24 protein-coding genes are annotated in these 23,054 nt (G+C 63.1%); 13 read left to right on the top strand and 11 right to left on the bottom strand.

The window, feature by feature from the left end; genetic code table 11:
- Window positions 1-6: 6 nt before the first annotated feature.
- Both F3J17_RS16005 and F3J17_RS16000 read left to right on the top strand, forming a co-directional pair.
- Window positions 7-633, top strand: coding sequence for an ABC transporter ATP-binding protein (locus tag F3J17_RS16005; RefSeq protein ID WP_167060267.1), 627 nt, complete (start codon window positions 7-9; stop codon window positions 631-633).
- A gap of 50 nt (window positions 634-683) precedes the next feature.
- Window positions 684-1,010, top strand: a complete 327-nt coding sequence (locus tag F3J17_RS16000; RefSeq protein WP_167060265.1) for a DUF4148 domain-containing protein — start codon at window positions 684-686, stop codon at window positions 1,008-1,010.
- 34 nt (window positions 1,011-1,044) lie between these two features.
- Here F3J17_RS16000 and F3J17_RS15995 read toward each other — a convergent pair whose 3' ends face one another.
- The 3 genes from F3J17_RS15995 to F3J17_RS15985 form a co-directional block, all read right to left on the bottom strand.
- The gene (locus F3J17_RS15995) at window positions 1,045-1,671 is read right to left on the bottom strand and encodes a hypothetical protein (protein WP_167060262.1); all 627 of its coding nucleotides are present in this window, start codon (window positions 1,669-1,671) and stop codon (window positions 1,045-1,047) included.
- 82 nt (window positions 1,672-1,753) lie between these two features.
- A complete protein-coding gene (locus tag F3J17_RS15990) occupies window positions 1,754-2,545 on the bottom strand; it encodes a molybdopterin-dependent oxidoreductase (RefSeq protein WP_167060259.1) in 792 nt (263 codons plus the stop codon).
- A gap of 2 nt (window positions 2,546-2,547) precedes the next feature.
- Entirely contained in the window at window positions 2,548-3,141 is a 594-nt protein-coding gene (locus tag F3J17_RS15985) for a cytochrome b/b6 domain-containing protein (protein WP_240161012.1), read from the bottom strand.
- 307 nt (window positions 3,142-3,448) lie between these two features.
- Here F3J17_RS15985 and F3J17_RS15980 point away from each other — a divergent pair, with 307 nt between their 5' ends.
- Window positions 3,449-4,849, top strand: coding sequence for an HD domain-containing phosphohydrolase (locus F3J17_RS15980; RefSeq protein ID WP_167060256.1), 1,401 nt, complete (start codon window positions 3,449-3,451; stop codon window positions 4,847-4,849).
- 38 nt (window positions 4,850-4,887) lie between these two features.
- Here F3J17_RS15980 and F3J17_RS15975 read toward each other — a convergent pair whose 3' ends face one another.
- Window positions 4,888-6,348 carry a DEAD/DEAH box helicase gene (locus tag F3J17_RS15975; protein WP_167060253.1) on the bottom strand — a complete coding sequence of 487 codons (1,461 nt, stop codon included), beginning with the start codon at window positions 6,346-6,348 and terminating at the stop codon, window positions 4,888-4,890.
- A 148-nt stretch (window positions 6,349-6,496) separates the two neighbouring features.
- A complete protein-coding gene (locus F3J17_RS15970) occupies window positions 6,497-7,507 on the bottom strand; it encodes a lysozyme inhibitor LprI family protein (RefSeq protein ID WP_167060250.1) in 1,011 nt (336 codons plus the stop codon).
- 457 nt (window positions 7,508-7,964) lie between these two features.
- Between F3J17_RS15970 and F3J17_RS15965 the strand changes: the two genes are divergently transcribed.
- Window positions 7,965-8,756 (top strand): MHYT domain-containing protein, encoded by a 792-nt coding sequence (locus F3J17_RS15965; protein WP_167060247.1) that lies wholly within the window; start codon window positions 7,965-7,967, stop codon window positions 8,754-8,756.
- 51 nt (window positions 8,757-8,807) lie between these two features.
- Here the strand turns inward: F3J17_RS15965 and F3J17_RS15960 are convergent, their stop codons facing one another.
- Window positions 8,808-9,449: a LysE family translocator gene (locus F3J17_RS15960; RefSeq protein ID WP_167060244.1), complete on the bottom strand. Its 642-nt coding sequence runs from the start codon at window positions 9,447-9,449 to the stop codon at window positions 8,808-8,810.
- Window positions 9,450-9,937: 488 nt separating this feature from the next.
- Here F3J17_RS15960 and F3J17_RS15955 point away from each other — a divergent pair, with 488 nt between their 5' ends.
- Window positions 9,938-10,171, top strand: a complete 234-nt coding sequence (locus F3J17_RS15955; protein ID WP_167060509.1) for a hypothetical protein — start codon at window positions 9,938-9,940, stop codon at window positions 10,169-10,171.
- Between the two features lie 199 nt (window positions 10,172-10,370).
- Here F3J17_RS15955 and F3J17_RS15950 read toward each other — a convergent pair whose 3' ends face one another.
- Both F3J17_RS15950 and F3J17_RS15945 read right to left on the bottom strand, forming a co-directional pair.
- On the bottom strand, window positions 10,371-10,814 hold the full coding sequence (locus tag F3J17_RS15950; RefSeq protein WP_167060242.1) for a hypothetical protein: 444 nt from the start codon (window positions 10,812-10,814) through the stop codon (window positions 10,371-10,373).
- A gap of 120 nt (window positions 10,815-10,934) precedes the next feature.
- Entirely contained in the window at window positions 10,935-11,816 is an 882-nt protein-coding gene (locus F3J17_RS15945; protein WP_167060239.1) for an aldo/keto reductase family oxidoreductase, read from the bottom strand.
- 131 nt (window positions 11,817-11,947) lie between these two features.
- On the opposite strand from F3J17_RS15945, the gene F3J17_RS15940 reads away from it, so the two are divergent.
- Window positions 11,948-12,904, top strand: a complete 957-nt coding sequence (locus tag F3J17_RS15940) for a LysR family transcriptional regulator (RefSeq protein WP_167060236.1) — start codon at window positions 11,948-11,950, stop codon at window positions 12,902-12,904.
- On the opposite strand, the gene F3J17_RS15935 is transcribed toward F3J17_RS15940, so the two are convergent.
- Window positions 12,861-13,805: a DMT family transporter gene (locus F3J17_RS15935; protein ID WP_167060233.1), complete on the bottom strand. Its 945-nt coding sequence runs from the start codon at window positions 13,803-13,805 to the stop codon at window positions 12,861-12,863. The two genes, F3J17_RS15940 and F3J17_RS15935, sit on opposite strands and share 44 nt — an antisense overlap.
- A gap of 128 nt (window positions 13,806-13,933) precedes the next feature.
- On the opposite strand from F3J17_RS15935, the gene F3J17_RS15930 reads away from it, so the two are divergent.
- Window positions 13,934-14,710 carry a helix-turn-helix transcriptional regulator gene (locus F3J17_RS15930; protein ID WP_240160999.1) on the top strand — a complete coding sequence of 259 codons (777 nt, stop codon included), beginning with the start codon at window positions 13,934-13,936 and terminating at the stop codon, window positions 14,708-14,710.
- 29 nt (window positions 14,711-14,739) lie between these two features.
- Here the strand turns inward: F3J17_RS15930 and F3J17_RS15925 are convergent, their stop codons facing one another.
- Together F3J17_RS15925 and F3J17_RS15920 are read right to left on the bottom strand one after the other, a co-directional pair.
- Window positions 14,740-15,246: a GAF domain-containing protein gene (locus F3J17_RS15925; protein WP_167060230.1), complete on the bottom strand. Its 507-nt coding sequence runs from the start codon at window positions 15,244-15,246 to the stop codon at window positions 14,740-14,742.
- Window positions 15,247-15,375: 129 nt separating this feature from the next.
- Window positions 15,376-15,978: a LysE family transporter gene (locus F3J17_RS15920; protein WP_167060503.1), complete on the bottom strand. Its 603-nt coding sequence runs from the start codon at window positions 15,976-15,978 to the stop codon at window positions 15,376-15,378.
- Between the two features lie 594 nt (window positions 15,979-16,572).
- On the opposite strand from F3J17_RS15920, the gene F3J17_RS15915 reads away from it, so the two are divergent.
- From F3J17_RS15915 to rbsD, 6 genes are all read left to right on the top strand, one after another.
- Window positions 16,573-17,097, top strand: a complete 525-nt coding sequence (locus tag F3J17_RS15915; RefSeq protein WP_167060227.1) for a spore coat U domain-containing protein — start codon at window positions 16,573-16,575, stop codon at window positions 17,095-17,097.
- A 14-nt stretch (window positions 17,098-17,111) separates the two neighbouring features.
- Window positions 17,112-17,846: a molecular chaperone gene (locus F3J17_RS15910; RefSeq protein ID WP_240160998.1), complete on the top strand. Its 735-nt coding sequence runs from the start codon at window positions 17,112-17,114 to the stop codon at window positions 17,844-17,846.
- A gap of 286 nt (window positions 17,847-18,132) precedes the next feature.
- The gene (locus tag F3J17_RS15905; protein WP_345891207.1) at window positions 18,133-20,499 is read left to right on the top strand and encodes a fimbria/pilus outer membrane usher protein; all 2,367 of its coding nucleotides are present in this window, start codon (window positions 18,133-18,135) and stop codon (window positions 20,497-20,499) included.
- On the top strand, window positions 20,496-21,494 hold the full coding sequence (locus tag F3J17_RS15900) for a spore coat U domain-containing protein (protein WP_240160997.1): 999 nt from the start codon (window positions 20,496-20,498) through the stop codon (window positions 21,492-21,494). Before F3J17_RS15905 ends, F3J17_RS15900 begins: the two co-directional genes overlap by 4 nt.
- Window positions 21,495-21,712: 218 nt before the next feature.
- Window positions 21,713-22,603, top strand: a complete 891-nt coding sequence (gene rbsK / locus F3J17_RS15895; RefSeq protein ID WP_167060221.1) for a ribokinase — start codon at window positions 21,713-21,715, stop codon at window positions 22,601-22,603.
- A gap of 48 nt (window positions 22,604-22,651) precedes the next feature.
- A complete protein-coding gene (gene rbsD / locus F3J17_RS15890) occupies window positions 22,652-23,050 on the top strand; it encodes a D-ribose pyranase (protein WP_167060218.1) in 399 nt (132 codons plus the stop codon).
- Window positions 23,051-23,054 lie beyond the last annotated feature (4 nt).

Below are 23,054 nucleotides of genomic sequence, written 5' to 3'. Positions count from 1 at the left end.
TGACCCATGCTCCGATTCGAAAACCTCGGCAAACGCTTCGATAACCACGTCGTATTCGAAGGACTTCATTTCGCGTGCGGCGCAGGCTGCGTAGCGCTGTGCGATGAGAACGGCAGTGGTAAATCCACGCTGCTAGGCATTCTCGCGGGCGCGCTCGATGCGAGCAAAGGCGAAGTCTGGCTCGACGGCCATTCGCTGCGCAGCGCGCCGCTCAAGGCAAAGGCCGCGCTGGCGTACGTGCCCGACGATTGCATGGCCTATCCATTCCAGACCGGCAGGGCGCTTCTCGAACTCGTAGCGTCCGCCAAAGGTATGACGGTCGACGCCCGCACGCTCGATATCGCCGAACGGTTTGGACTTGCACCGCATATGGAGAAGCAATTCGAGCAGATGTCGCTCGGTACGCGCAAGAAATTCTTCCTCGCGGCGACCACCATCGGCCAGCCTGCCGTCATCATCGCCGATGAACCGGCCAATGGTCTCGACGCTCCCGCGCGTGCGGTTCTGGTCGATCTGTTCAAGACGCTGGCCGCGAACAGCGCGGTCTTTTTCTCAAGTCACGATCTTGCGCTGGTACGCGCGTGCGAGGCCAGGACCGTCAGTTTTGCCGATCTCGCGTCGAATACTGCGTAAAGGCTTTCCTGACTGGTTGGTGCGTCAGGGCCCCTTACTGGAGGTGCTGTATGGAGAACGTCCTCGCCAGCCGTCTGACGCTCACTGCGCTAGCGCTCCTGCTGAGTGGGTGCGTAGTTGGCGGCGTGCCGCAATACGGTGCGCAAAACGGGGCACATCTGAGTCCAACGGAATGCCGCGATCTGGCGGCGCTCAAAAGCCAGGCGCCGCCGACCATGGCGGAGCATCAGAGCGAGCTTGCCGCGCTCAGGAAAGCGGGCTACAACCCTTCGCCCTGGAACGACGACCCGTACTACCCGGATGACCTGCAAGCCGCGCAGCGCCTGGTCGATTACTGGTTTGCAACGGAGTGCCAGGCATTGCTGAACGGGGGCTAGGCAGTCGCTATGCCATCGCCCCCGGCTCGCGTCCTTACATCGGCGGCGCAACGCCGTCCTTCTCCACCACGATCAGATGCCCGTCGTAAGCGCCATCCCTGGCGGGCGTAGCGACCACGAAGACCTTCTTGCCTGCCGTTAGCTCAGCGCGCGTGGCCGGAATGAGTGTCACGACGGGCGCATTGGGCGGCACGTTGATCGTGTTGCTGCCGCCCTTGTACGAGAGCTTGAGATCGCGGCCGCTGGTGCCTTGCACGACCGTATCGACGTTGGCATTCGTCATCGTGCTGTTCGCACCGAGATCCCACGCGTAATGGCCTTCACCCGTGCCGCGGGCGGCTTCCGGGAAGACCAGGACTTCCTTCGCCTGCAACTTGCCGTCGGGGCCCGGCGCCGCTGCCGCACCAACGTACGAACCGGGTTTGATATCGGCGAGCTGGATGTTTTTGACCGCGTTCACGCCGGCTTTGTCGTCGACGTCGATGGTGACGGTTTCGCCGCTGCGGCGGTGGACTTTCAGGGTGTTGCCGGAGAGCGAGACGATCTCGCCGCGAATCCGCTCGGGTTTGCCCGCGGAAGACTGCGCGAATGCGGCACTGGCGAACGTCAAGGCCGCAGTGAAGGAAAGGGCGGAAACGGCGAGTTTGAGTCGGGTGGACATGAGTGCTCCGTTGGGTGAGTGGCAGTTAAGGATTCGTCGCCAGTGCGATTGCAATTCGCGATCAACAATCAAGGTCTGTGGCTCACGAGCCGCCAAACCAGTTGTATCCCTGGTTCTCCCAATAACCGCCGGGGAACGTGTTGGTTACCGAAATGGCGACGATGTGTTTCGGATTCTTGTATCCGAGCTTGGTGGGAATGCGCAGCTTCATCGGGAAGCCGTATTTCGCGGGCAGGATGCCGCCGTCATAGGTGAGCGTGAGTTGCGTCTGCGGATGGAGCGCGGTGGGCATGTCGATGCTCGTCCAGTAGTTGTCCGCGCAATGCAGGGCCACATACTTTGCCGTGGTATCCGCGCCGGCCAGCGAAAGGAAGTCGGCGAATCGCACGCCGCCCCACTTGCCGATCGCACTCCAGCCTTCGATGCAGATATGCCGTGTGACCTGACTCTCCTGACGCAGCCGATGCAGTTCTTCGAGCGTCCAGATGCGTTTGCCTTTCACCAGGCCGCTGAGTTCGAGCCGGTAGTTCTGCGCGTCGACTTCCGGCACCTGATCGATGTCGTAATACGCGTTGAAGGGGAAGGGCCGCGTGATCATCGAATCCGGATACGTCGGCGCGAGCTTGCGCGGATCGAATAGCAGCGCCTGAGCGTCGTCGTTGAACGACGACATGCGGCGCAGCAGCGTATTGACCGATTTATCGTTCGTGAGGTCGCAACCCGAAAGCAGCATCAGGCCGCCCAGCGTGAGAATGCGCTTGCCGAGCAAACGGCGCTGCGGCGACTGGAGTTCCTTGCGCGCGTCCTTGATGATGGATTGCGCGTCGAGATTCAAGGCTGGATCGGGTTTGCGGTGATGTTTCGGACTATTCATGATTATTGGCCTCGGATCATGGTGAGCAGGGAGCGAGGAACGAGCGCGACCATCACGACGTGCACCGCAAAAAAGCCCACCACCACGCTCATGGCGACGAAGTGAACGACGCGGGCATTGTCGAAACCGCCCATCAGTGCACAGAGCAGGGGGAACTGCACCGGCTTCCAGATCGCCAGACCGGAGAGCACCAGCAGCGCGATATCGGCGATGACGACGAGATACGCAAACTTCTGCACCGCGTTGTAATGGCTGAAGTCGGCGTGAGCGAGCCTGCCGCGCAGCGCCGCAACCAGATCCGTAACGATGGCGCGGACGCTGATGGGAAAGAGCTTCGTGCGCAGCCGCCCCGTCGCGACGCCCAGTGCCAGGTAAGCGAGAAAGTTGGCAACCAGCACCCACATCACCGCGAAGTGCCAGAGCAGTGCACCGCCCAGCCAGCCACCCAGCGTGACGGACGCCGGAATGGTGAGAGACTTGAAGACCGGCGATGCGTCGTACACCTGCCAGCCGCTCAGGCACATGGCAATCACGGCCGCGGCGTTGACCCAGTGAAAAATGCGGACCCAGGCGGGATGTATCGTGGTGCGTTTCAAGGCGGTTTCCTTCGTAGCGGCAGTCATTGCGGCAACGGCTGGCAAGCCGGGCGGCTCGCTGGCCAATGATTCACGCCTGGACTGGATGCTCTGGCCGGCGTTGACGTGGAGAGAAGGATCGCAGTGACGGGGCCGTATCGGTATCGGTCAAATGACCGACCCGGCGAGGCTCGCTGCGCTATAGTCGCGGGCTATGTGACGATCGCGATGTATCGGTGGATCAGTGAACGAAAACGCATCAGGTGAACGCGCGGAGGTTCGCGCATACGACGCCATCCGGGCGCTCGCCTTCGTTGGCGACCTCAGCATGGGGCAGCCAACCGACCATTCGCTGCGCACGGCCTGGCTGGCCGGCCAGCTCGCTCGCGCCACCGGCGAGGGCGATGTGCTCGCCGCAACGTCGGCGCAGGCGGCCTTGTTGAGGTGGTCGGGCTGCACTGCCAACGCGGGGGGATTCGCCGACATGCTCGGCGACGACGTGGCCGGTCGAGAGGCGATGCTGGCGCAGCGTCAGGACTGGGCGAAGACGGTCGATCCGAACGGCGTCAAAGGCGCGATGCGTCCGCTCGCGCAGATCCACTGCGAGGTCTCGGGAGAAGTCGCGCGCATCCTGCAACTGACCGCTGATACCGAAGCGGCCTTGCGCCATATCTTCGAAGCGTGGGACGGCACCGGCATGCCCGACGGCCTCGCCGGTGCGGCGGTGCCGCGTGCGGTGTACGTGGTCACGCTGGCGGGTGACCTGGAGATTTTCAGCCGCGTTTATGGCCTGCCACGTGCGCTTGGCCTGATCGCTGCCCAGGCCGGTACGCGTTATCCGGCGGAACTGGCGACGCTCGTACCCGCCCAGGCGGCGCACTGGCTGGAGGCGCTGGCAACGCGAGAGCCCGCCGCACTCGACGAATCGATCCAGACGCCGCAGATGCAGGAGACCACGTCGACAGAACTGATCGGCGATGTGATCGATCTGAAGCTGCCGTGGATGACCGGCTATTCCCGCGCGGTTGCGCGTGCCGCGGCGGCGTGCGGCGCGCGGCTCGGTGTCGACGAAGCGTGCGAAGCGCGTCTTTATGCGGCAGCGCTGGTTCACGGTATCGGCCGCGCCGCTGTGCCGAACGGTGTCTGGAATTCGCCGGGGCGGCTGTCCGCCGCCGAATGGGAGCAGGTGCGGCTCGTTCCCTACTGGACCGCGCGCGCCGGCAAGCAAACCGGCTCGCTGGCCCAGGCCGCGGAACTGGCCTCTTATGCGTACGAACGCCTTGATGGTTCCGGCTATTTTCGCGGTGTGGGCGGCCCGGCCTTGTCGCTCGAAGCGCGTGTGCTGAGCGCCGCGGTGGCGTTCGTCGCGCTGGGCGAGAAGCGGCCGTGGCGCGATGCGCTGCCAGCCGCCGAAGTCGCCGCACTTTTGCGCACGGAGGTGAGCGAAGGTCGCTTCGACGGCTCGGTCGTGGACGCGTTGATCGACGCGCGCGATACACCTTTACGCGGCGCGCGCATCAAGGCCAGGCAGCAGGCGATCCGGCTTTCCGCGCGCGAAATCGACGTGCTGCGTTCGATCAGCCGGGGCGCGAGCAACAAGGAAGCGGCGCGCGAACTCGAACTGAGCCCGAGCACCGTGCGCACCCATGTGGAAAGCGTATTCCGCAAGCTCGAATGCTCGACGCGCGCGGCCGCGACCTTGAAGGCCTCGGCGTTGGGGCTGCTGTAGGGGCAGCGTCTGGATGCGCGTCTGGACGAGCGTATGGGTTAGCGTTTGCCGCGGCCGCCCGCGGACCTGGCCGCCGGCTTGCGTGAACCTGCGGCAGGCTTGCTGGCGGGTTTGCTGCGGGGCTTCTGCGTGCTGAAAGGGTTGGTGCTGGTCAACTGGATGCCAGACGGATTTACGCTTTTTTCCGGCGCAGCGGTGCGCTGCGGCTGCGCTGCAGGCTTGCGTTTGCTTTCGCCGCCCTGCGGGCGCGGTTTCTGGCCAGACGCCTGTTTCACGGCGGGCCCAGCTTGCGGCACTTTGGGCTTCTTGGGCTTTTTGGGTTTCTTGATCAGTTCGCCCGCCGCGCTGGTTTGCGGCACGCGATGTTCCGCTTCGAAACCCGGCTCTTCTTCGCGGGGCAGCGTTTTCTGGATCAGCGCTTCGATTGCGGCCAGCAGCGGCGCTTCGTCGGCGCATACGAGGGACACGGCGACGCCGCTGGCGCCTGCGCGGCCGGTACGGCCAATCCGGTGCACATAGTCTTGCGCGACGATCGGCAGATCGACATTGATCACCAGCGGCAGGTCGTCGATATCGAGGCCGCGCGCGGCCACGTCGGTGGCGACCAGCATATTCACTTCGCCCGTCTTGAAGCGCTCCAGCGCGCGCAGCCGCGCCGGTTGCGGTTTGTCGCCATGAATGGTGTCGACCGAATAGCCCGCGTCATCCAGCATGGCTGCCAGATAATCCACGCCGGTGCGGGTTTTGACGAACACCAGCGCGTGCTCCCAGTTGTTCTCGGCCACGAGGTGCATGAAGAGATCGGGCTTGTTCTTCTTGTCCACCGTCACCACCCACTGCTTGATCTTGCTGGCCGTGGTGTTGGGCGGGCTGACACTGATATTGACCGGGCTGCGCAGAATGCCCGCTGCCATGGTGCGGATATCGTCAGTGAACGTGGCGGAGAACAGCAGGGTCTGGCGCTGCGTGGGCAAGGCCGCGAAGACGGCGTTGAGTTCGCGCGAGAAGCCTAGGTCCAGCATGCGGTCGGCTTCATCCAGCACCAGCGTTTGTACCTGATCGAATTGCACGGCGTTCTGGCGGTTGAGGTCCAGCAGACGGCCTGGCGTGGCCACGAGCACGTCCACGCCTTTGCGCAGTTTCATCATCTGCGGGTTGATGCTCACACCGCCGTACGCGGCCAGAAACCGCAAATCGAGGCCTTTGCCGTATTCGACGAAGCTTTGCAGAACCTGCTCGGCCAGCTCGCGCGTGGGCACCAGCACCAGCACGCGCGCGCGGTTGCTGGATACAGCCGGGCCGTGTTGCACCAGCCGCTGAAGCAGCGGCAGCGCAAAACCCGCCGTTTTACCGGTGCCGGTCTGCGCCGCAGCCATCACGTCCTTGCTGCTGAGCACAGCCGGGATCGCCTTGGCCTGCACCGGCGTAGGTGTCTGGTAATTGAGATCCTGCAAATTACGCAGCAAGGGTTCGATCAGGCCAAGTGAGGCAAAAGACATGGGGCGGTTTCCGGACTAAAACCACAATTCTAGCGGTTACCGCCTCAGCGAGGGACGATCTACGCGGGGCAGGAAAATGATGCAACGTGGCCGTCTACCTCACTTCGGTTCTGTTGCTGTCATTCGCCGGCGCAACTATCGTCAATCTCTAGTTGGGAAACGGTACGTAGTGAACCTTGCTTTGCCACTTGCCGTTGACGAGTTTTTCGTCGGTGATTTTCATCTTGCCGTTGTCACTATTCAGCGCATCTTCGATATGACGTTCTACAGGAACCGGAACGTCGTGGTCGATCCGATACGCCGTGTTCTCGTGGTAACAGCAGCCGCTTTTTCCCGACGTGCGGATAAGCTGATGACGTGTATCGACGTCGAAAAAGCCGAGCGTTTCGGCAATCAGGCCACTCATGGCATCGTTGTATTCAAAGCGGCCTTCCTCAGGCGAAAACAGAAAAATCGCATAGCTTGGACCGCCGTAGCTGCCTTCATTGCCCGTCTGAATGCCGAAATCTTCGTTGCCGTCGAAATTGAAATCGCCGACGTTGATGACGCCCTGGTAGTCGTACATTCTGGCCGAGTTCACGAGCGGGCCGCGTGCGCCCTTGGGAAGGGTCAGGTATACGTTTGTCAGATTGATGGTCTGTTGCAGCCTGGCATTGCCTTTTCCATAGATGAGCAGTTGGGCAGGGCCTTCACAGGTCGAATCGCTCTCGTCGTCGGGCGCTTCGCATGCTTCCAGAAGTCGAAGCACAAAGTCGTGTTGTTTCGCAATTTTCGTCAGGCGATAGGTGGGTCCCTCGACCGGGGTGCCAGGAGCGGGGAAAGTGGGTATCGCTTTCAATTCGCCAATACGCTCGCGGTAGGCGTTCCTGAGCGCCTCAGTATCGATTTTCCCTTGGTAAGCGCGATATTTCAGCCACTCGCGCTGCGCATTTTTCAGCTGATCGGCATCGTCGCCTTGACGCGTCGATGCAGTGCGATAAGCGTTCGCCAGTTCGCTATCGAGTGCGGAGAGTTGCGGGTCGTCACAGATTGCGTGCTCAATCTTGCTGTGCGCGGCGGCGCAATCGAAGCTTGCCGGGAATGCCAGGGTAGGGACAAACGCGATCAACGACAGCGCCAAAGCGGCGCGCGCCACGCGAGTACGTAATGCAATCACCATTTACCTGTTCCGGTGTCTGAGAAAAGTCGGCAGATTATGCCCGTGTGTCCGCAAACATGGACTCGGATGAACCCGGAATCGGTGTTCGATCTGACCTCGCTAGAGTCAGAAGAGCGCATATGCAAAACAGATGACGGTCGGCTCGACGGCGCGAATCGTTGGCGCACATTCCGCTCGCGGCTATTAACTAAACATCACCTGAACGCCACTTCTAAATAATTAATGCGTCTCGCATAAAACACCCGGATTTTTCCGATTCGCCCATTAAAAGCAGGTCATTTATACGTAATTACGTATTTCCAGAAACTGAAGATTCGGGTTCAGCCTTGCTATTGCGTGCGAGCAATTCTATGTATACTCGACGCCAATCCTAAGAGGAAAGGGACGCACCGGGGAAGCTGTCAAACGCGTCCTGCCCAAAGCCTCGACACACGCAGTTCACATGAGTTGAACGAAAATGACCGGCTACTACGATCCCTCGCTTGTCGTGCTCTCCTGCCTGCTGGCGATATTCGCGTCGTTTACGGCATTGGATATATCCGATCGCCTCGACGTCATTGGCAAGCGTCCCCTTCTGCCGTGGATTGCATTTGGCGGCTGCATCATGGGGCTTGGCATCTGGTCGATGCATTTCATCGCCATGCTCGCATTTCATTTGCCGATCGCAGTCGGCTACAACATTCCCGTGACGCTGCTGTCGTTGCTGATTGCAATCGTTGCGTCCGCTATCGGTTTTCTGCCGTTGTGCCGTTATGAATTGCGCTGGTCACAACTGGCGGGCGCGGCGGTGGCGATGGGGCTGGGCGTGGCCGGCATGCATTATCTCGGCATGTGGGCGATGGATATCTGTCCCGCCATTCACTATCAGACGTGGTTAGTGGTCCTGTCCGTCATCATCGCGATTATCGCTAGTGGCGCGGCCTTGTTGCTGGCGTTCGATCTGCGCCGCCGTAGCGCCATGCGCCGCACGCGCCAGATCAGCTCGGCAGTGGTGATGGGCGTGGCGGTGTGTGGGATGCATTACTGCGGCATGGCGGCCGCGCATTTCGAGGCAGGCAGCTATTCGGTTTCCGATCTGCGCAATATGCCGGTGCCCTGGCTGGCCGGTATCGTGGTGACCTTCAGCCTGCTGATTTTTGGCGCGTCGATCGCGATTGCGATGTTCGACGCGCGCTCAAGCGCAAAAGCGCGTGCGATAGCCGATGCCATTCTCGACGAACATATGAGCCGCCGCGGCGCGACTCGCTGATCTTTCTCTGGAACGTTGATTGCAGGGCGGCGCGAGGCCGCCCTGTTGCGTTTACTGGCGCATCAGCGCCATCATCGCGCCGAAGCCGACAAACACACCGCCGGTCACGCGATTGAACACCTTGGCCACGCGCTGGCTTTTCAGCGTTGCGCCGATGCGCGTACCAAAGCTCGCGTAGACCAGATACCAGCTCACTTCACAGACCGCGAAAGTCGCGACCAGCACGCCGAATTGCGGCAGCGTCGGGCGGCTCGCGTCGATGAACTGCGGCAGCAGCGCGGCGGCGAACAGGATCGCCTTCGGGTTGCTGCTCGCCACCAGGAAACCGTTACGGAACAGCGTGCCGGCTGACCGCGCCGGCCGGGCCGCGAGCGATTCGGCCCCGGCATCGGCGCGTTCGTTCGACTCGACGGGCGCGCTCCACGCCTTGATGCCCAGATACACCAGATAGCCCGCGCCGATAAAGCGCAGCACGTTGAACATGGTCGGCCATGCCTGCAGAAACACGCCGAGACCGGCGGCGGAAACGGCCAGCATCAGCACGAGCGCGGACAGGCAGCCGCCCATGGTCGCGCTGGTGCGGCGCAGGCCATACTGCGCGCCGTGCGACATGATGAGCAGCATATTGGGACCGGGGATGGCACAGACGACGAAGACGGTGGCGAGGAACAGCCACCAGGTATGGAGGTTCATTGCAACGGCCTGGCAGGGATCGAAAAAAGGAACCCGGATTATGCCAGTGCGTGCCCCGGCGGGCAGGCGCGGATTGAGGCGGCGGGCGGCCGAGGCGTAGCGGAAAAGAAAAAAGCCCGCTTGGAGGCGGGCTTGAACCACGTCTAAGGAGACATGGAGGAGACGAGTTCAGTATAGGTAAGTCCTTGATGCATCGCAATAAACATCCGAAGATTGAATCGTTAACCATTGTCATATTTGGCGATTTATGATTGCTCTGCCTGTCGCGCGCGTCGACAATGCATCAACGCCAGCGCCTCGCTTCTGTCAGATAGCGAAGCGGGCGGTGGGAGAAGGGTGCAGCGGCAACGGAATCGATCGAAGGCGGCATCTTGCGGCACCTCGACAGGCAAAAATGCAGGGATGTGCAGGATCGGCAGGGCTTGATGGGTGTGGGCTTCGGGCGCGATGCGCCCGAAGCGTCAACTGGCATGAACCGGAGGGGTCAAATGGGTATTCTGGATAAGGTAGGCGAAATCGCCGGCGCAGTGGCTGCCGTCGAAGCGACGGAGAAGGTTGATCCGGACGCCGGTTTTCTGACCAAGGCCGCCGCAGCGGTGGCCGGTTTCGAGGGCGCCGGGGCGCTCGAAAATATGGTCGAAAAGAAAGAAGACGAGAAGCAGGCAGACGACGGCACGCAGCAAGCCGACGCCGGCGATGCTTCGGCGGATCCGCAAGCCTGAGGGCGGCTCGGAACCAGCAGAAGGAATACGCGTAGAGATACGTAGCATCACGTAGCACAACGCGAAGCAACAAGCACGGGGTTCCCGGGCGCGCCGTTTGAGGGAGCGACGCGAGCCGGATGAGAGTGGCAGGACTTCATGAGCCGCGGTTTTCGAACCGCGGCTTTTTTTCGTCCCTCGAATGCGCGTGATCGCGTGGTCATTGCTTCACGAAAACGAAGTCGCATTGCCGCGTGGTCGTGCGCGAACCGGTGCCCGAGGCCGCGTCGAAATGGGCGCTCACGTTGTATTCGTAAGGCGTGAGCGGATCCATATGACCGACCGTGTAGCCCGGCGCGCTCGTCAGCCCCTGGCCGATCAGCGTGGATCCGCCGTCTGGCTCGATCTTGCCGTCCAGCGTGAACCAGCCGCCGCGGCCTTTGTTGCCGCGCTCGCCGTGCAGCACGCCGTCCACCACCGTCGCCGGGAAGTGGAATGTGTAGCTGTAGGCACCGTCCGGACCTGTCTGGCAGGTGAGCGTCACGCTCCACGTACCGTCGAATTTTCCGGTGGCCCGCGCGTCTTGCATGCCGGGCGCGGTGGCCGCGAAAGCCACCGCGAGCACTGCCGCGCGGGCGCAACGCCGAACGTGGATTGCTGGCATCGTTGGGTCCTTTGCAAGTCGCGTGCAACTCAACTCGAATTCACGCTGGACCCATTCTGGACGCAAGGTCCATACCCGCGTGTACGACGGCCCTCAGTTTGCCCGGTTCGCCTAATCCGCTCAGTTCGCTTGTTTGCCGATGGCGTCGAGCTGCGCGAGCACGTCCTCGCTCAATTCGAGCGTTTCGGCCTGCATGTTTTCGCGCAGATGCGCCAGCGACGACGTGCCCGGAATCAGCAGAATATTGGGCGCGCGATGCAGCAGCCAGGCGAGCGCAACCGTCATCGGCGTGGCGTCCAGCGACTGCGCAATGTCCGAGAGCGCCGACGACTGAATCGGCGTAAAGCCTCCCAACGGGAAGAACGGCACGTAGGCGATGCCTTGCGCGGCGAGGGCGTCGATCAGTGCATCGTCGGCGCGATTCACGAGGTTGTAGTGGTTCTGCACGCAGACGATCGGCGCGAAGCGACCCGCGTCGGCGATCTGCTTTGCCGTCGCGTTCGACATGCCGATATGGCGCACGAGGCCGCGCTGGCGCAGCGTCGCGAGCGCCTCCATCTGGCGCTCGATCGGGCCTTCGGACGGCTGATGGATGTCGCCCATGATGCGCAGGTTCACGATATCGAGCGCATCGAGGCCGAGATTGCGCAGGTTGTCGTGCACGGCGCGCTCGATGTCCGCGGGTTCGAGTGCGGGCAGCCACGCGCCTTTGTCGTCGCGTACCGCGCCCACCTTGGTGACGAGCGTCAGATCGGCGGGATAGGGGTGCAGCGCCTCGCGGATGATCTGGTTGGTCACGTGCGGGCCGTAGAAGTCGCTCGTGTCGATGTGGTTCACGCCCAGCGCCAGCGCTTCGCGCAGCACTGCGACGGCTTGCGCGCGGTCCTTCGGCGGCCCGAACACGCCCGGACCGGCCAGTTGCATGGCGCCGTAGCCCATGCGGTTGACGCTGCGGCCGGCCAGCGTGAAGGTGCGTGCGGGGGATTGCGTCGATTGCGGCATTGCGTTCTCCTCGAAAAGGGATGGCGCCAGTATGGGCGCTCTCGCGTTGTTAGATAATCCCAATCGATCTGCACGGGTTGTGCAAAATTTTGCACAATGGAGGCAGCGCTACTTGCCCATCATCGACTGCCATGAACCCCGAAATTGCTCCGGAAACGCGCGCCCAGCCGAACCTCGCCTTCGAGATGAACGACCTCGCCGCATTTGCCGCCGTCGCGCGTGCGGGGGGCTTTCGCGATGCGGCGCGTGCGGGCGGCGTGTCGGCTTCCAGTCTGAGCACGGCCGTGCGCCGGTTGGAGACCAAACTGGGCCTGCGTCTGCTCAACCGCACCACGCGCAGCGTCGCGCCCACCGAAGCGGGGCAACGGCTGCTCGAAACCATCACGCCGCTATTCGCCGAGATGAAAGCGGCGCTCGACGTGCTCAACGGCTATCGCGATCGTCCCGCCGGGGTGCTGCGCCTGAACGTGCCCGCCAATGTCGCACGCAACGTGTTGCCGCCAATTCTCGCGCCGTTCGCGCAGGCGTACCCGGAAATTCGCGTGGAAGTGATGGTGGAGGATGGTTTCGTCGACGTCCTGCAAGCCGGCTGCGACGCCGGCATCCGCTACGACGAGCGGCTCGATCAGGACATGATCGCGCTGCCGATCGGGCCGCGCACGCAGCGCTTCGCCACGGCGGCGTCGCCTGCCTACCTCGCCGCGCGCGGCGTGCCGGCGCATCCACGCGATCTGCTGGGCCATGCGTGTTTGCGCATTCGCTTTTCAGGCGGTGCAATGGCGATCTGGGAATACCACCGCAACGGCGAAACGCTGCGCGTCGATCCGCCCGGGCAACTGGTGGTGAAGCCCGCGGCGTCGCTCGATCTGGCGATGGAAATGGCCTTGCGTGGCGCGGGTGTCGTCGCGTTGTTCGAGGACATGCTGGCGCCGCATTTCAAAAGCGGCGCGCTCGTGCCACTGCTCACCGAATGGTGGCCCGAGTTTTCCGGGCCGTTTCTCTACTATCCGGGACGGCGGCATGTGCCCGCGCCGCTCAGGGCCTTCATCGATTTTCTGAAATCGAAGGATGGTTCGTCATCCTCTTGATTGGCCAGGCGAGCGGCGCGCGCCAGGTCTGCGCGAGGAGCACGCCCGCGAGCGCTGTGACGCCTCCCAGCAGGTGATAGGCGTGCAGTTGCTCGCCAAACACGCTGACGGCCAGCGTCGCCGTGAAGACGGGCAGCAGGTTCATGAACATGCTGCAGCGGTTCGGCCCGAGGTGTTTGACGCCCTGCATCCAGAAGAACGGCAGCACGACCGAAGCCAGCGACCCCGCATAGGCGATCAGGGGCAGGCTCGCGCGGTTGGGCAGCGCTTCGGCCAGCGGCAAACGCGAGAGCGGCAAGAGCATGAAAAGCAGGGCGGCGATGGCCTGGAAATACGTCGATTGCCACGACGGCAAGCCCACGTGCCAGCGCCGCAGCAGCACGCCATAGAGCGCGTAGGCGAGCGCCGCGACCAGCATCAGCAGATCACCGGTATGGACGCCGCCCGCGAGCAGAGCGGCAGGATGGCCCGCTGTGATGAGCCACGCCAGCCCCGCGAATGAGAGCACGCCGCCGCCGACCATGCCGGCCGTGGGCGGCTCGCCGAGCAGCGCGACGCACAGCAGCATCGTGAGCAGCGGCACGAGCGCGGTCATGATCGACATATTGGTCGCCGTGGTGGTCTTCGCCGCTGCGTACGAGAGGCACTGGAACAGCGCCATGGCGAGCAGGCCGAGGAACGCCAGCTTCGGCAGTTGCGGCAGGATCGCGGCGCGATTGCGCCACGCCGCGGCGGGCACGAACAGGCTCATCAGCGCGACGGCTAGCACGAGACGCCAGAAGGTGATGGCGTACGGATCGATGGTGTGCGCGGAGAGCCGCGACACCATCACGTTGCCGGACCACAACAGGATGGCGACCAGCGGAAAAAGCGCGTGGCGCGGGGAGGGAGCGGCGGACATCGCATCGGTTCTCACGAGAGCTGAAGGAGCCTCGATCATGCAGGCCTGACGTCATGCCAGTCGCACGCTAGAATGGCTAAAGCTATCGCAAAACTGCCACTGCCACTAACACTGCGGCAGCGCAAACAATGATCGCCCTACCTGCCGCCGATATCCACGTTCCCTTCGAAGACACGCCGATGCCGGTCGCGGCGCTGGCTGCCGATTATCCGCACGGCGCGTTTATCGCCACGCATCGGCACCGGCGCGCGCAGTTGCTCTATGCGATCGAAGGCGTGATGCTGATCGAGGCCCAGGCGGGCCGCTGGGTCGTGCCGCCTACGCGGGCGGTGTGGCTCGACGCGGGGCTGGAGCATACGGTGCGGATGAGCGGCAACGTGCGCATGCGGACGGTGTTTATCGAGCCGGGCGCGGCCGAAGGTTTGCCACAGGGCAGTTGCGTGGTGGATGTGCCGCCGCTGTTGCGCGAGCTGATCCTCGCGGCGGTGGACGTGCCGCTGGACTATGCGCCGGGCAGTCGTCATGACTGGCTGATGCGTCTGTTGCTGGCCGAGCTGGCGGTGATTCCGCGCCTGCCGCTCTATCTGCCGTGGCCGGCGGATGCGCGCCTGCGGCGGCTGTGCGATGCGATCGTGGCCGCGCCGGAGGCGGCGCATGAGGTCGCGCACTGGGCAGCAGAGCTAGGCATGGCCGAGCGCACGCTGCACCGCGCGTTCCAGCGCGAAACCGGCATGACGCTCGGGCGCTGGCGGCAGCACGCGCGGCTTTTTCTGGCGCTGGAGCGCCTCGCGCACGGGGAAAAGATCGTGAATGTGGCGCTCGATCACGGCTATGCAAGCCAGAGCGCGTTTGCCGCCATGTTCCGGCGGCATTTTGGCGTCGCGCCCTCGGCGTTTTATCGCTGAAGGCGCGTGAATCAGGAACGACGCCGCAGTCAGGCTGCCTTGGCCTTGTTCCAGCCGAATTCGACGAACACGCGGCACAGTTCGACCATGCCTTTGGCGTCTTCGTCGTCGAAGCGCGCGAGGTGCGGGCTGTCCACATCCCATACGCCGATCAGCGAGCCGTCAGCGGCGACCAGCGGCACGACGATTTCCGATTGCGACGCCGAATCGCAGGCGATATGGCCCGCGAAAGCATGCACGTCGGGCACGACCTGAGTTTCGCGCGTCTTCGCGGCCGTGCCGCACACGCCCTTGCCGAGCGGAATGCGCACGCAGGCCGGCTTGCCCTGGAACGGGCCGACTACGAGTTCGGTGCCGTCGAAGAAGTAGAAGCCGGCCCAGTTGAGTCCTTCCAGCGAGTTGAACACGAGCGACGAGAAGTTGGCCGCGTTCGCGATCGCATCGGTTTCGCCTTCGATCAGCGAGCGCGCCTGGGCGGCGAGCGTCTCGTAGAGGGCGGATTTGTCTGCGGGCAGGGCGTCGGAAAGCGAAAACATGGCGAAATACCTGAAAAAACCGGGTTGAGCGGCGGCGTTCGGGCCGCTGCGAAGTGCAAGGGCGCAAGTTTAGGCCACTTTGCGGGTTTTTGCCGAGGGGCAGGGTTGCCGAGGCCGGATCCGCTTTCGTTAGCGCCCAACCAGCAGGCGGCCGCCGATAGCCATCAAGAGCGCGCCGGCCACGCGGTCGAGCACCGCCTTGCGCCGCACGAGCACGCCGCGCACGACGGGGTGCGACGCAAGCAGGGCCATTGCGCAGTACCACGCGCACGAAATGGCGATTGCGAGCGCAACGACCGTGGCGTCGAACCACATCGGCGCATGCGCGGGCACCATCAGCGCGAAGATGCTGCCGTAGAACGCGATGGCTTTCGGGTTGGTCATGCTGACCACATAACCCTTTTTAGCGGCACGCCAACCGGAGTCCGTTGGGATGGCGGCAACGGGCAGTGCGTTACGCGCGTTAGCCATCATCTTTATGCCGAGCCAGATCAGATAAAGCGCGCCCGCAACGCGCAGGGCGGTAGCGATCCACGCGGCCTGCGCGACTATCAGACTTAGCCCGGCGATGGCGGCCAATGCCCAGGTGCCTGACGCCGCCGCGAGCCCAAGCCCGGTCATTACACCCGCGCGGCGCGACGTTACTGCGGTGGAAGTCACGATCACGAAATTCGGCCCAGGACTCGCGACACTTAAAAACAGCACACCGGATAGCGCTACCAGCATATTCATATCGTTCAAAACAGCCTCCACTTAAACCCGATAACCCGATTATTCACGCATACGTTTGCGTTGCAATTTGCATCACGCGCAGCGGCTATGCGTTTCAAAACGCCATGATACTGCGTTGCCGCAGAGCATTCTCGCACAGTAAATATTGCTGATCACGCCTGCTTTTCAGGGCCCCATTCCACGCTCAGCGAATGGGCGCGCGGCTCTCATCATGCGCGCAGCATTTTGCCGTGAAAAATCATTCTCACGCAGTACCAGGTGAATTGGCGAAATGCACGTAAAAATCACGTCTTATCGACGTAATGAGCGAGCAATATTTGCCTAGAATTTCAAAAAACGCGGCGAAATCAGGGGTGGCATAAAAATTCGTATTTACGCCGCAGGGTAACTGCCTGGTTAAAACGTGCGCCTTTTCCTTCAGGAAAAAATTGCACACGCCGTAAACATGAATAGATGCGTCAGAAATCGTTGTGAATACGAAATGACGCATTGCAAACCGGACGAGATCGGCGGACTCACCGCGACAAGAGACGGGAAGTTTGAATACATGACGCGTCACTAAAAGACGCCGATGCCTGAGAGAGGGCCGATGCAATGAAACTGAAACTCCTGACGAGCGTACTCACGATCGCGCTGATTAGCGGCCCCATCACGGGCGCCGCCGACGCCGCGACCTATTCGAACGGCACCGCCACGGCGACGTTCCTCGTTTCCCTGACCCTGCAGGCGAACTGCACGATTACCGCCAACCCGCTCGCCTTCGGCACCAACGGCGTGCTGACGACGGCGCTGAACCAGCAGACCACGGTGGCTGTCGATTGCACCAACACGACGCCGTACAACGTCGGTCTCGATGGCGGCACGGTGAGCGGATCGACGGTGACCAACCGCCTGATGGCCGGCACGGCCAGCGGCAATACCACGACGACGGTGGCTTTCCAGCTCTACCAGGATTCGGGCCGCACGACGGTCTGGGGCAATACGCAGGGCACCAACACGGTGGGCGGAACGGGCTCGGGCAGTGCGCAATCGATCAACGTCTACGGCCAGATTCCCGTGCAGACAACGCCGCGTCCGGATACCTATCAAACGACCGTCACCGCGACGGTCTACTTCTAGACGAGGGGCACACCATGCGCGTGCTCCATCGCCTACTGAATCTTGCGCTCACCGGCGCAGCCATGGCCGCGTGTCTGGGTGGCGCGCAGGCCGCCACGCTGCAGATTTCGCCCGTCATGGTCGATCTGCCCGCCGACGCCAACGCGACCGGCCTCACGCTGCGCAATTCCGGCAGCAAGCCGATTTACGGCCAGGTGCGTGTCTATCGCTGGAGCCAGTCGGGCGGCGAGGACGCGCTCACGCCCACCCAGGAAATGGTCGCCAGCCCGCCGCTGATCGAGATCGGCGCGGGCGCCGAACAACTCGTGCGCCTCGTGCGCACTGCGCCGGCTGCGAGCAATGTCGAGCAGAGCTATCGCATCCTGATCGACGAATTGCCCGAACCCGACGCCGCGCCCTCCAATGGCGTGGCGATCCGCCTGCGCTATTCGGTGCCGGTGTTCATCGATCCGGGCAGCGGCTCCACGGGGCAGCCCAATCTGGCGTGGCATCTGCGTCACGCCGATGCGGGCTGGACGCTCGAAGTCGCGAATACGGGCGGACGCCGCGCGCAGATCGCGGGTGTCGAGATCGTCGATGGTGCGGGCCACGCGTTCCCCATCAACCGTGGTCTGCTCGGTTACGCGCTGGCCGGTTCGATCCGTCAGTTCCAGCTTGCGCTGCCGCAGTCCGCCGATCTCAACGGCACGCTCAAGATTCGCGCTGCCGTCAATGCGCAGCAGACCGAAGCGGCCGTGCTGAGCCACTAGGCGTTTCCGTTTCGCCCGGTTTCCGCTTGCCTGCCCGCGCTCCGGCGCCGGGCGGGGAGGCGAGGCCGTGTGTGCGCTCGAATGCCTTGCTGCCCGTTCCATCATGTTGTCAGTACCGCATGCTGCACTCGATGCGGTATTCATCGGCCAGACCGGTTCGAAAAGGATTGCGAATCAATTGACGCGGCGCCTCAAGCGAGGGAAAACACATGAACTGAAGGCGATTTCGCTCGCTGCCGCGCTCTTATGCGCCGCGCAAACGTGCGTGCATGCGCAGGAACCCACCGTGCCGGCTGCTGGGTCGGCTGCGGTGTCGCCCGCTGTGTTGCCTGACACCGTGCTCAACCCGCCTGCCGAACCCAATGCTTCGCTGGCCGGTCGTCCTCGTGCGGGCGCGCTGCCGCCGCAAAGTGATCTGTACCTCGAAGTCACGCTCAATGGTGACCGCACGGCGCTGATCGCGCATTTCCGCCAACGTGACGGACGCCTGTATGCCGAGGCCGCCGATCTCGACACCATCGGCTTACGCATACCGGATACGCCAATCGGCACGCAAAAGAAGTCGGCCAACACCGAAATCGCACTCGACAGCCTGCCAGGCCTGCGTTACCACTACGACGAAACGACCCAGTCGATCGCGCTCGAAGCGCCTGACGCGCTGCGCAAAGCCTATGTGTTCGATACGCGCGCGCTCGAAAAAGCCCCACAGGCCAGTGCTTCGCGCGGCTTCGTCTTCAACTACGACGCCTATGTGGAAGACGCGGGCAGCACGCAGTCCGCGCTCTGGTCCGAAGAGCGCTACTTCGATCCGCATGGCGTGTTCAGCAACACGGGCACCGCGTATCTCTATAGCTCGATGCATCGCTATGTGCGTTTCGATACTTCGTGGCAGACCTCGAACGCGACCACGCTCACGACCGCCCAGGTTGGTGACACGATTTCATCGTCGCTCGACTGGAGCCGCTCGCTGCGCATCGGCGGCTTTCAGTGGCGCAGCAATTTTGCGCTGCGCCCCGATCTCGTCACCTTTCCGGTGCCTTCGCTTTCGGGCTCCGCCGTGGTGCCGTCGTCGGTCGATCTCTACGTGAACAACGTGAGGCAGTTTTCCGGCTCGGTGCCAGGCGGCCCGTTCGTCATCAGCAACGTGCCGGGCATCACGGGGGCGGGCGAGGCGACCGTCATCACGCGCGATCCGCTCGGCCGCGCCGTGGCGACCACGGTGCCGCTCTATATCGATACGCGTTTGCTCGCTGCCGGTCTGTCGAGCTATTCCGTCGAGGCGGGTTTTCTGCGTCGCGATTATGGCGTCGAGTCGTTTGACTACGATTCAAAACCGGTTGCGAGCGCATCGATGCGGCACGGCATCAGCGATCGACTGACCGTCGAGGCGCACGCCGAAGTCACCGGCGGCCTGTACGACGCAGGTGCGGGCGCACTGTTGCGCATCGGCCAGCTAGGCGTAATCAATGGCTCGCTCGCGGGTTCGACAGGGCATCTCACCGGCGCGCAGGTGGGGCTGGGCTACCAGCTCATCACGCAGGCGTTTTCCGTCGAATTGAGCACGCTGCGCGCCACGCGCCATTACGGCGATCTGGCCGCACGCGACGGCACGCCCGTGCCGCTCGCTACCGACCGCGCGACGCTCAGCGTGCCTTTGCCAGGAAGCCAGACGATTGCGCTCAGCTACATTGGTTATCGATACCCCGATGTAGTGGCGTCGCATATTGGTTCGGTATCCTATGCGGTAAATCTGCGGAATCTGGTTTCGCTGAGCGTGTCTGCGTTTCGCGATTTCTCGTCGCGCAGTTCGTCGGGCGTATTCCTGAGCGCGAGCATGGGGCTGGGCGACAAGACCTCGATCAATGCCAGCGCCGGACGCCAGAACGGCGAGGGCACCTGGAACGTCAATGCGTCGCGCGCGCCGGACTACGACGGCGGCTGGGGCTGGACCGTGCAGGACGGCGGCAACAACGCGTCGCATTATCAGCAGGGTCAGTTGCAGTATCTCGGCCGCTACGGGCAGGTCACCGCGCTCGGGCAAGCGCTCGATGGGCGCATGGCGGGTTCGCTCGATGTCACGGGCGCGCTGGTTGTGATGGATGGCGCGGCGCTGCCCGCGCGCCGCATCGACGATGGTTTCGCACTGGTGTCCACCGACGGCCTCGCGGGCGTGCCCGTACTGCATGAAAACCGCGTGATCGGCACCACGGATTCGCACGGCCACCTGCTTGTGCCCGACCTCAACGCCTATCAGAACAACCTCATCAGCGTGGACAGTATGGGCCTGCCCGCCGAGGCGCATATGGCCACCACGCGCGCGAACGTCGTGCCGCAGTCGCAGTCGGGCGTGCTGGCGAGCTTCAGGGTCACGCAGTATCGCGCGGCGTCGGTGATCCTGCGCGGCCCGGACGGCGCATATCTGCCCGCCGGCGCGCGCGTGCATCACGAAGAAAGCGGCACGGACACGATCGTCGGCTACGACGGCCTGACCTTTATCGAAAACCTGCAAACCGACAACCATCTGAGCGTGACGGCGAGCGGCAAAAACATCATTCATTGCGCAGCCAGCTTCCGCTACGTGCGCCCGACCGACGGCTCACTGCCGACTTACGGCCCGCTCATCTGCCAGCCCGTTTCCGGAGACACCCCATGACCCGCTCCCGACATCGCCTCGCGATGCTGTTCGCCAGCGTGCTGCTGTGCGCGCTGGCCGCACTTATGCCAGGCCGTGCGCACGCGCAAACCTGTACCGCTATCGTTTCGAACATCAGCTTCGGCACCATCAGCCCGATCAACCGCGCGGCCGTCAACGGCTCGGGCACGATCAACGTGACCTGCAACTGGACAGTGGTGTCGCTTGCGCCAACCGCGCTCGTATGCCTGAATCTCACCGCCGCGCAGCCGCGCGTACTGACGCAATCGGGCGGCACCGCGACGCTGCAATACGACCTCTACAGCGATCAGGCGCATTCGATTTCATGGGGCTCCTCGGCGGCCGCGACCACGCCGATATCGGTCACCCTCCAGCAGCCTTTATTGGGAACGAGCGCAACGGTATCGATACCGTACTACGGGCAGATCGCTGCGAACCAGGCCACCGTGCCGACCGCGAATAACGCCGATACCACCTATTCGCACGCCTTCAGTGGCGGCGAGACATCGCTGATGTACGGTTATTACCTGCTCGGCATTCTGGGGCCGCCGGGCTGTTCGTCGCTCACCGCGAGCGGCGGATCGCTGCCGTTCACCGCGACCGCTAACGTCACCAATAACTGCAACATCAGCGCGAGCAACATCGTGTTTCCTGCTGCAGGCGTGCTGAGCAGCGCGTTGTCGGCCACCGGCACGATCACGGCGCAATGCACGAATGGCGACGCGTTCAAGATCAGCCTGAACGGCGGCGCGAGCAATCAGGTCAACGCGCGCACGATGGTGTTGTCAGGCGGCAACGCCACGGTCGGCTATCAGATTTATTCGGATGCCCAGCACACGACGCTTTGGGGCGATGGCACCAGCGGTACGAGCGCAGTCTTTGGAACCGGTTCCGGCAATACGGCTTCATTCACGATGTATGGTGTGGTGCCCGCGCAGAACACGCCACAGCCGGGCAATTACACGGATAGCGTTACCGCAACCATCAGTTTTTGAATCGCACGCTCGCCACCGCGTCGCTGCCCGTTTTTTCAACGCACCCCATATCTTCCGACTTATTGGGTTATACCCTAATGCTATTTCCCGCCCGTAAGGACTCTGGTATAACTGCGCTCCCAAGCTGAGTACGTTTTAGCACGGTAAAAAATTACGGTCCCCGATACTATTAACCAAACGGTTAATTGAGGGTGTCGCAAGCGGTGATGAGGAGTGCCATGGCGCGCGTGGTAGTGGTGGGCAGCATCAATATGGACATGGTCGTGGCGACCGATACGTTTCCCCGTCTGGGCGAAACGCTGTTCGGCTCGCGGTTTTCGACCTTTCCGGGCGGCAAGGGCGCGAACCAGGCGGTCGCCGCCGCGCGCCTGGGCGCTCAGGTCACGATGATCGGTTGCGTAGGCGCTGATGCATTCGGCGAGCAGATGAAACAGACGCTCGCTCGCGAAGGCATCGATGTGAGCCACATCCGCACGGGCCAGGAATCGACTGGCGTAGCGTCGATCACGCTCTCGGGCGCCGATAACGCCATCATCGTCGTGCCCGGCGCGAACAACGAACTCTCGCCCGCCGATATCGATCGAGCCAGCGCAGCCTTCGCGCAGGCCGATGTGATCCTCGCGCAACTCGAAACGCCGTTGGACACCGTGCTGCACGCAGCCCGCCGCGCACGCGAACACGGCAAGCCTTTCTTCCTCAATCCCGCACCGGCTGTTGCGCTGAGCGACGAACTCGTTTCGCTCACCACGCTTCTGACGCCGAACGAACACGAACTCGCCACCGCGTTGCAGACGCCCGCGGGCTGGTGGGCCGAAGTGCTCTCGCGCATGCCTGGCCGTATCGCCATGACGCATGGCAAAGAAGGCGCGTATTTCACCCACGCCGACGGCACGCTCGTGCACCAACCGGGTTTCGTGGTGGAAGCCGTGGACACCACGGGCGCGGGCGACACCTTCAACGGCGCGATGGCGGCGTTCTGGCATCTGGGCATCGGTGAAGCGGTGCGGCGCGCGAATGCGGCCGGCGCGCTTTCCGTGACGCGTGCGGGTGCACAGGGCGGCATGCCCACGCTCGCCGAACTGGAGCAGTTCCTGAGCCAGCAGTCGTAACCCGTTTCAAGCACAGCAACACCAGGCAATAAGCAGGCAATAAGCGCAATGAAAAAACAAGGACACCTGAATCGCGACATCGCGCGCGTGCTGGCCGGCATGGGCCATACCGACAGCCTCGTAATCGCCGATTGCGGTCTGCCCATTCCGGCCGGCGTCGAATGCATCGACGTTTCGCTCACGCTGGGCGTGCCGGGGTTCTTCGACGTGCTCGACAGCATCCTCGCCGACTTCAAGGCCGAGCGCGCCGTGTTCGCGAGCGAAGCGCAGACGCACAACGAGGCCGTAGTCGCAAAGAGCCGCGAAATGGCCGCCGCTGAAATCGCCATCGAGGAAGTGCCGCACGAAGAATTCAAGCGCCGCTGCCGCGAAGCGAAAGTGGTGATCCGCACCGGCGAATGCAGTCCCTATGCGAATGTGATCCTGCATTCGGGCGTGATCTTCTAAGAGG

It is taken from the genome of Burkholderia sp. Ax-1719, from assembly GCF_011753055.1.
Taxonomy (GTDB): domain Bacteria; phylum Pseudomonadota; class Gammaproteobacteria; order Burkholderiales; family Burkholderiaceae; genus Paraburkholderia.
The sequence above is the reverse complement of the archived record's forward strand: the minus strand, read 5'-3'. Positions and strand labels throughout refer to the sequence as shown.

Excerpts from the sequence above, each read along its gene's own strand:
- F3J17_RS15930 (WP_240160999.1), top strand. The coding sequence starts at position 13,934 with ATGATCGCCCTACCTGCCGCCGATATCCACGTTCCCTTCGAAGACACG.
- F3J17_RS15980 (WP_167060256.1), top strand. The coding sequence starts at position 3,449 with ATGGGGCAGCCAACCGACCATTCGCTGCGCACGGCCTGGCTGGCCGGC.
- rbsD (WP_167060218.1), top strand. The coding sequence starts at position 22,652 with ATGAAAAAACAAGGACACCTGAATCGCGACATCGCGCGCGTGCTGGCC.
- F3J17_RS15910 (WP_240160998.1), top strand. The coding sequence starts at position 17,112 with ATGCGCGTGCTCCATCGCCTACTGAATCTTGCGCTCACCGGCGCAGCC.
- F3J17_RS15975 (WP_167060253.1), bottom strand. The coding sequence starts at position 6,348 with ATGTCTTTTGCCTCACTTGGCCTGATCGAACCCTTGCTGCGTAATTTG.
- F3J17_RS15935 (WP_167060233.1), bottom strand. The coding sequence starts at position 13,805 with ATGTCCGCCGCTCCCTCCCCGCGCCACGCGCTTTTTCCGCTGGTCGCC.
- rbsK (WP_167060221.1), top strand. The coding sequence starts at position 21,713 with ATGGCGCGCGTGGTAGTGGTGGGCAGCATCAATATGGACATGGTCGTG.
- F3J17_RS15955 (WP_167060509.1), top strand. The coding sequence starts at position 9,938 with ATGGGTATTCTGGATAAGGTAGGCGAAATCGCCGGCGCAGTGGCTGCC.
- F3J17_RS15945 (WP_167060239.1), bottom strand. The coding sequence starts at position 11,816 with ATGCCGCAATCGACGCAATCCCCCGCACGCACCTTCACGCTGGCCGGC.
- F3J17_RS15965 (WP_167060247.1), top strand. The coding sequence starts at position 7,965 with ATGACCGGCTACTACGATCCCTCGCTTGTCGTGCTCTCCTGCCTGCTG.
- F3J17_RS15925 (WP_167060230.1), bottom strand. The coding sequence starts at position 15,246 with ATGTTTTCGCTTTCCGACGCCCTGCCCGCAGACAAATCCGCCCTCTAC.
- F3J17_RS15915 (WP_167060227.1), top strand. The coding sequence starts at position 16,573 with ATGAAACTGAAACTCCTGACGAGCGTACTCACGATCGCGCTGATTAGC.
- F3J17_RS15950 (WP_167060242.1), bottom strand. The coding sequence starts at position 10,814 with ATGCCAGCAATCCACGTTCGGCGTTGCGCCCGCGCGGCAGTGCTCGCG.
- F3J17_RS15995 (WP_167060262.1), bottom strand. The coding sequence starts at position 1,671 with ATGTCCACCCGACTCAAACTCGCCGTTTCCGCCCTTTCCTTCACTGCG.
- F3J17_RS15960 (WP_167060244.1), bottom strand. The coding sequence starts at position 9,449 with ATGAACCTCCATACCTGGTGGCTGTTCCTCGCCACCGTCTTCGTCGTC.
- F3J17_RS15920 (WP_167060503.1), bottom strand. The coding sequence starts at position 15,978 with ATGAATATGCTGGTAGCGCTATCCGGTGTGCTGTTTTTAAGTGTCGCG.
- F3J17_RS15900 (WP_240160997.1), top strand. The coding sequence starts at position 20,496 with ATGACCCGCTCCCGACATCGCCTCGCGATGCTGTTCGCCAGCGTGCTG.
- F3J17_RS16005 (WP_167060267.1), top strand. The coding sequence starts at position 7 with ATGCTCCGATTCGAAAACCTCGGCAAACGCTTCGATAACCACGTCGTA.
- F3J17_RS16000 (WP_167060265.1), top strand. The coding sequence starts at position 684 with ATGGAGAACGTCCTCGCCAGCCGTCTGACGCTCACTGCGCTAGCGCTC.
- F3J17_RS15940 (WP_167060236.1), top strand. The coding sequence starts at position 11,948 with ATGAACCCCGAAATTGCTCCGGAAACGCGCGCCCAGCCGAACCTCGCC.
- F3J17_RS15990 (WP_167060259.1), bottom strand. The coding sequence starts at position 2,545 with ATGAATAGTCCGAAACATCACCGCAAACCCGATCCAGCCTTGAATCTC.
- F3J17_RS15970 (WP_167060250.1), bottom strand. The coding sequence starts at position 7,507 with ATGGTGATTGCATTACGTACTCGCGTGGCGCGCGCCGCTTTGGCGCTG.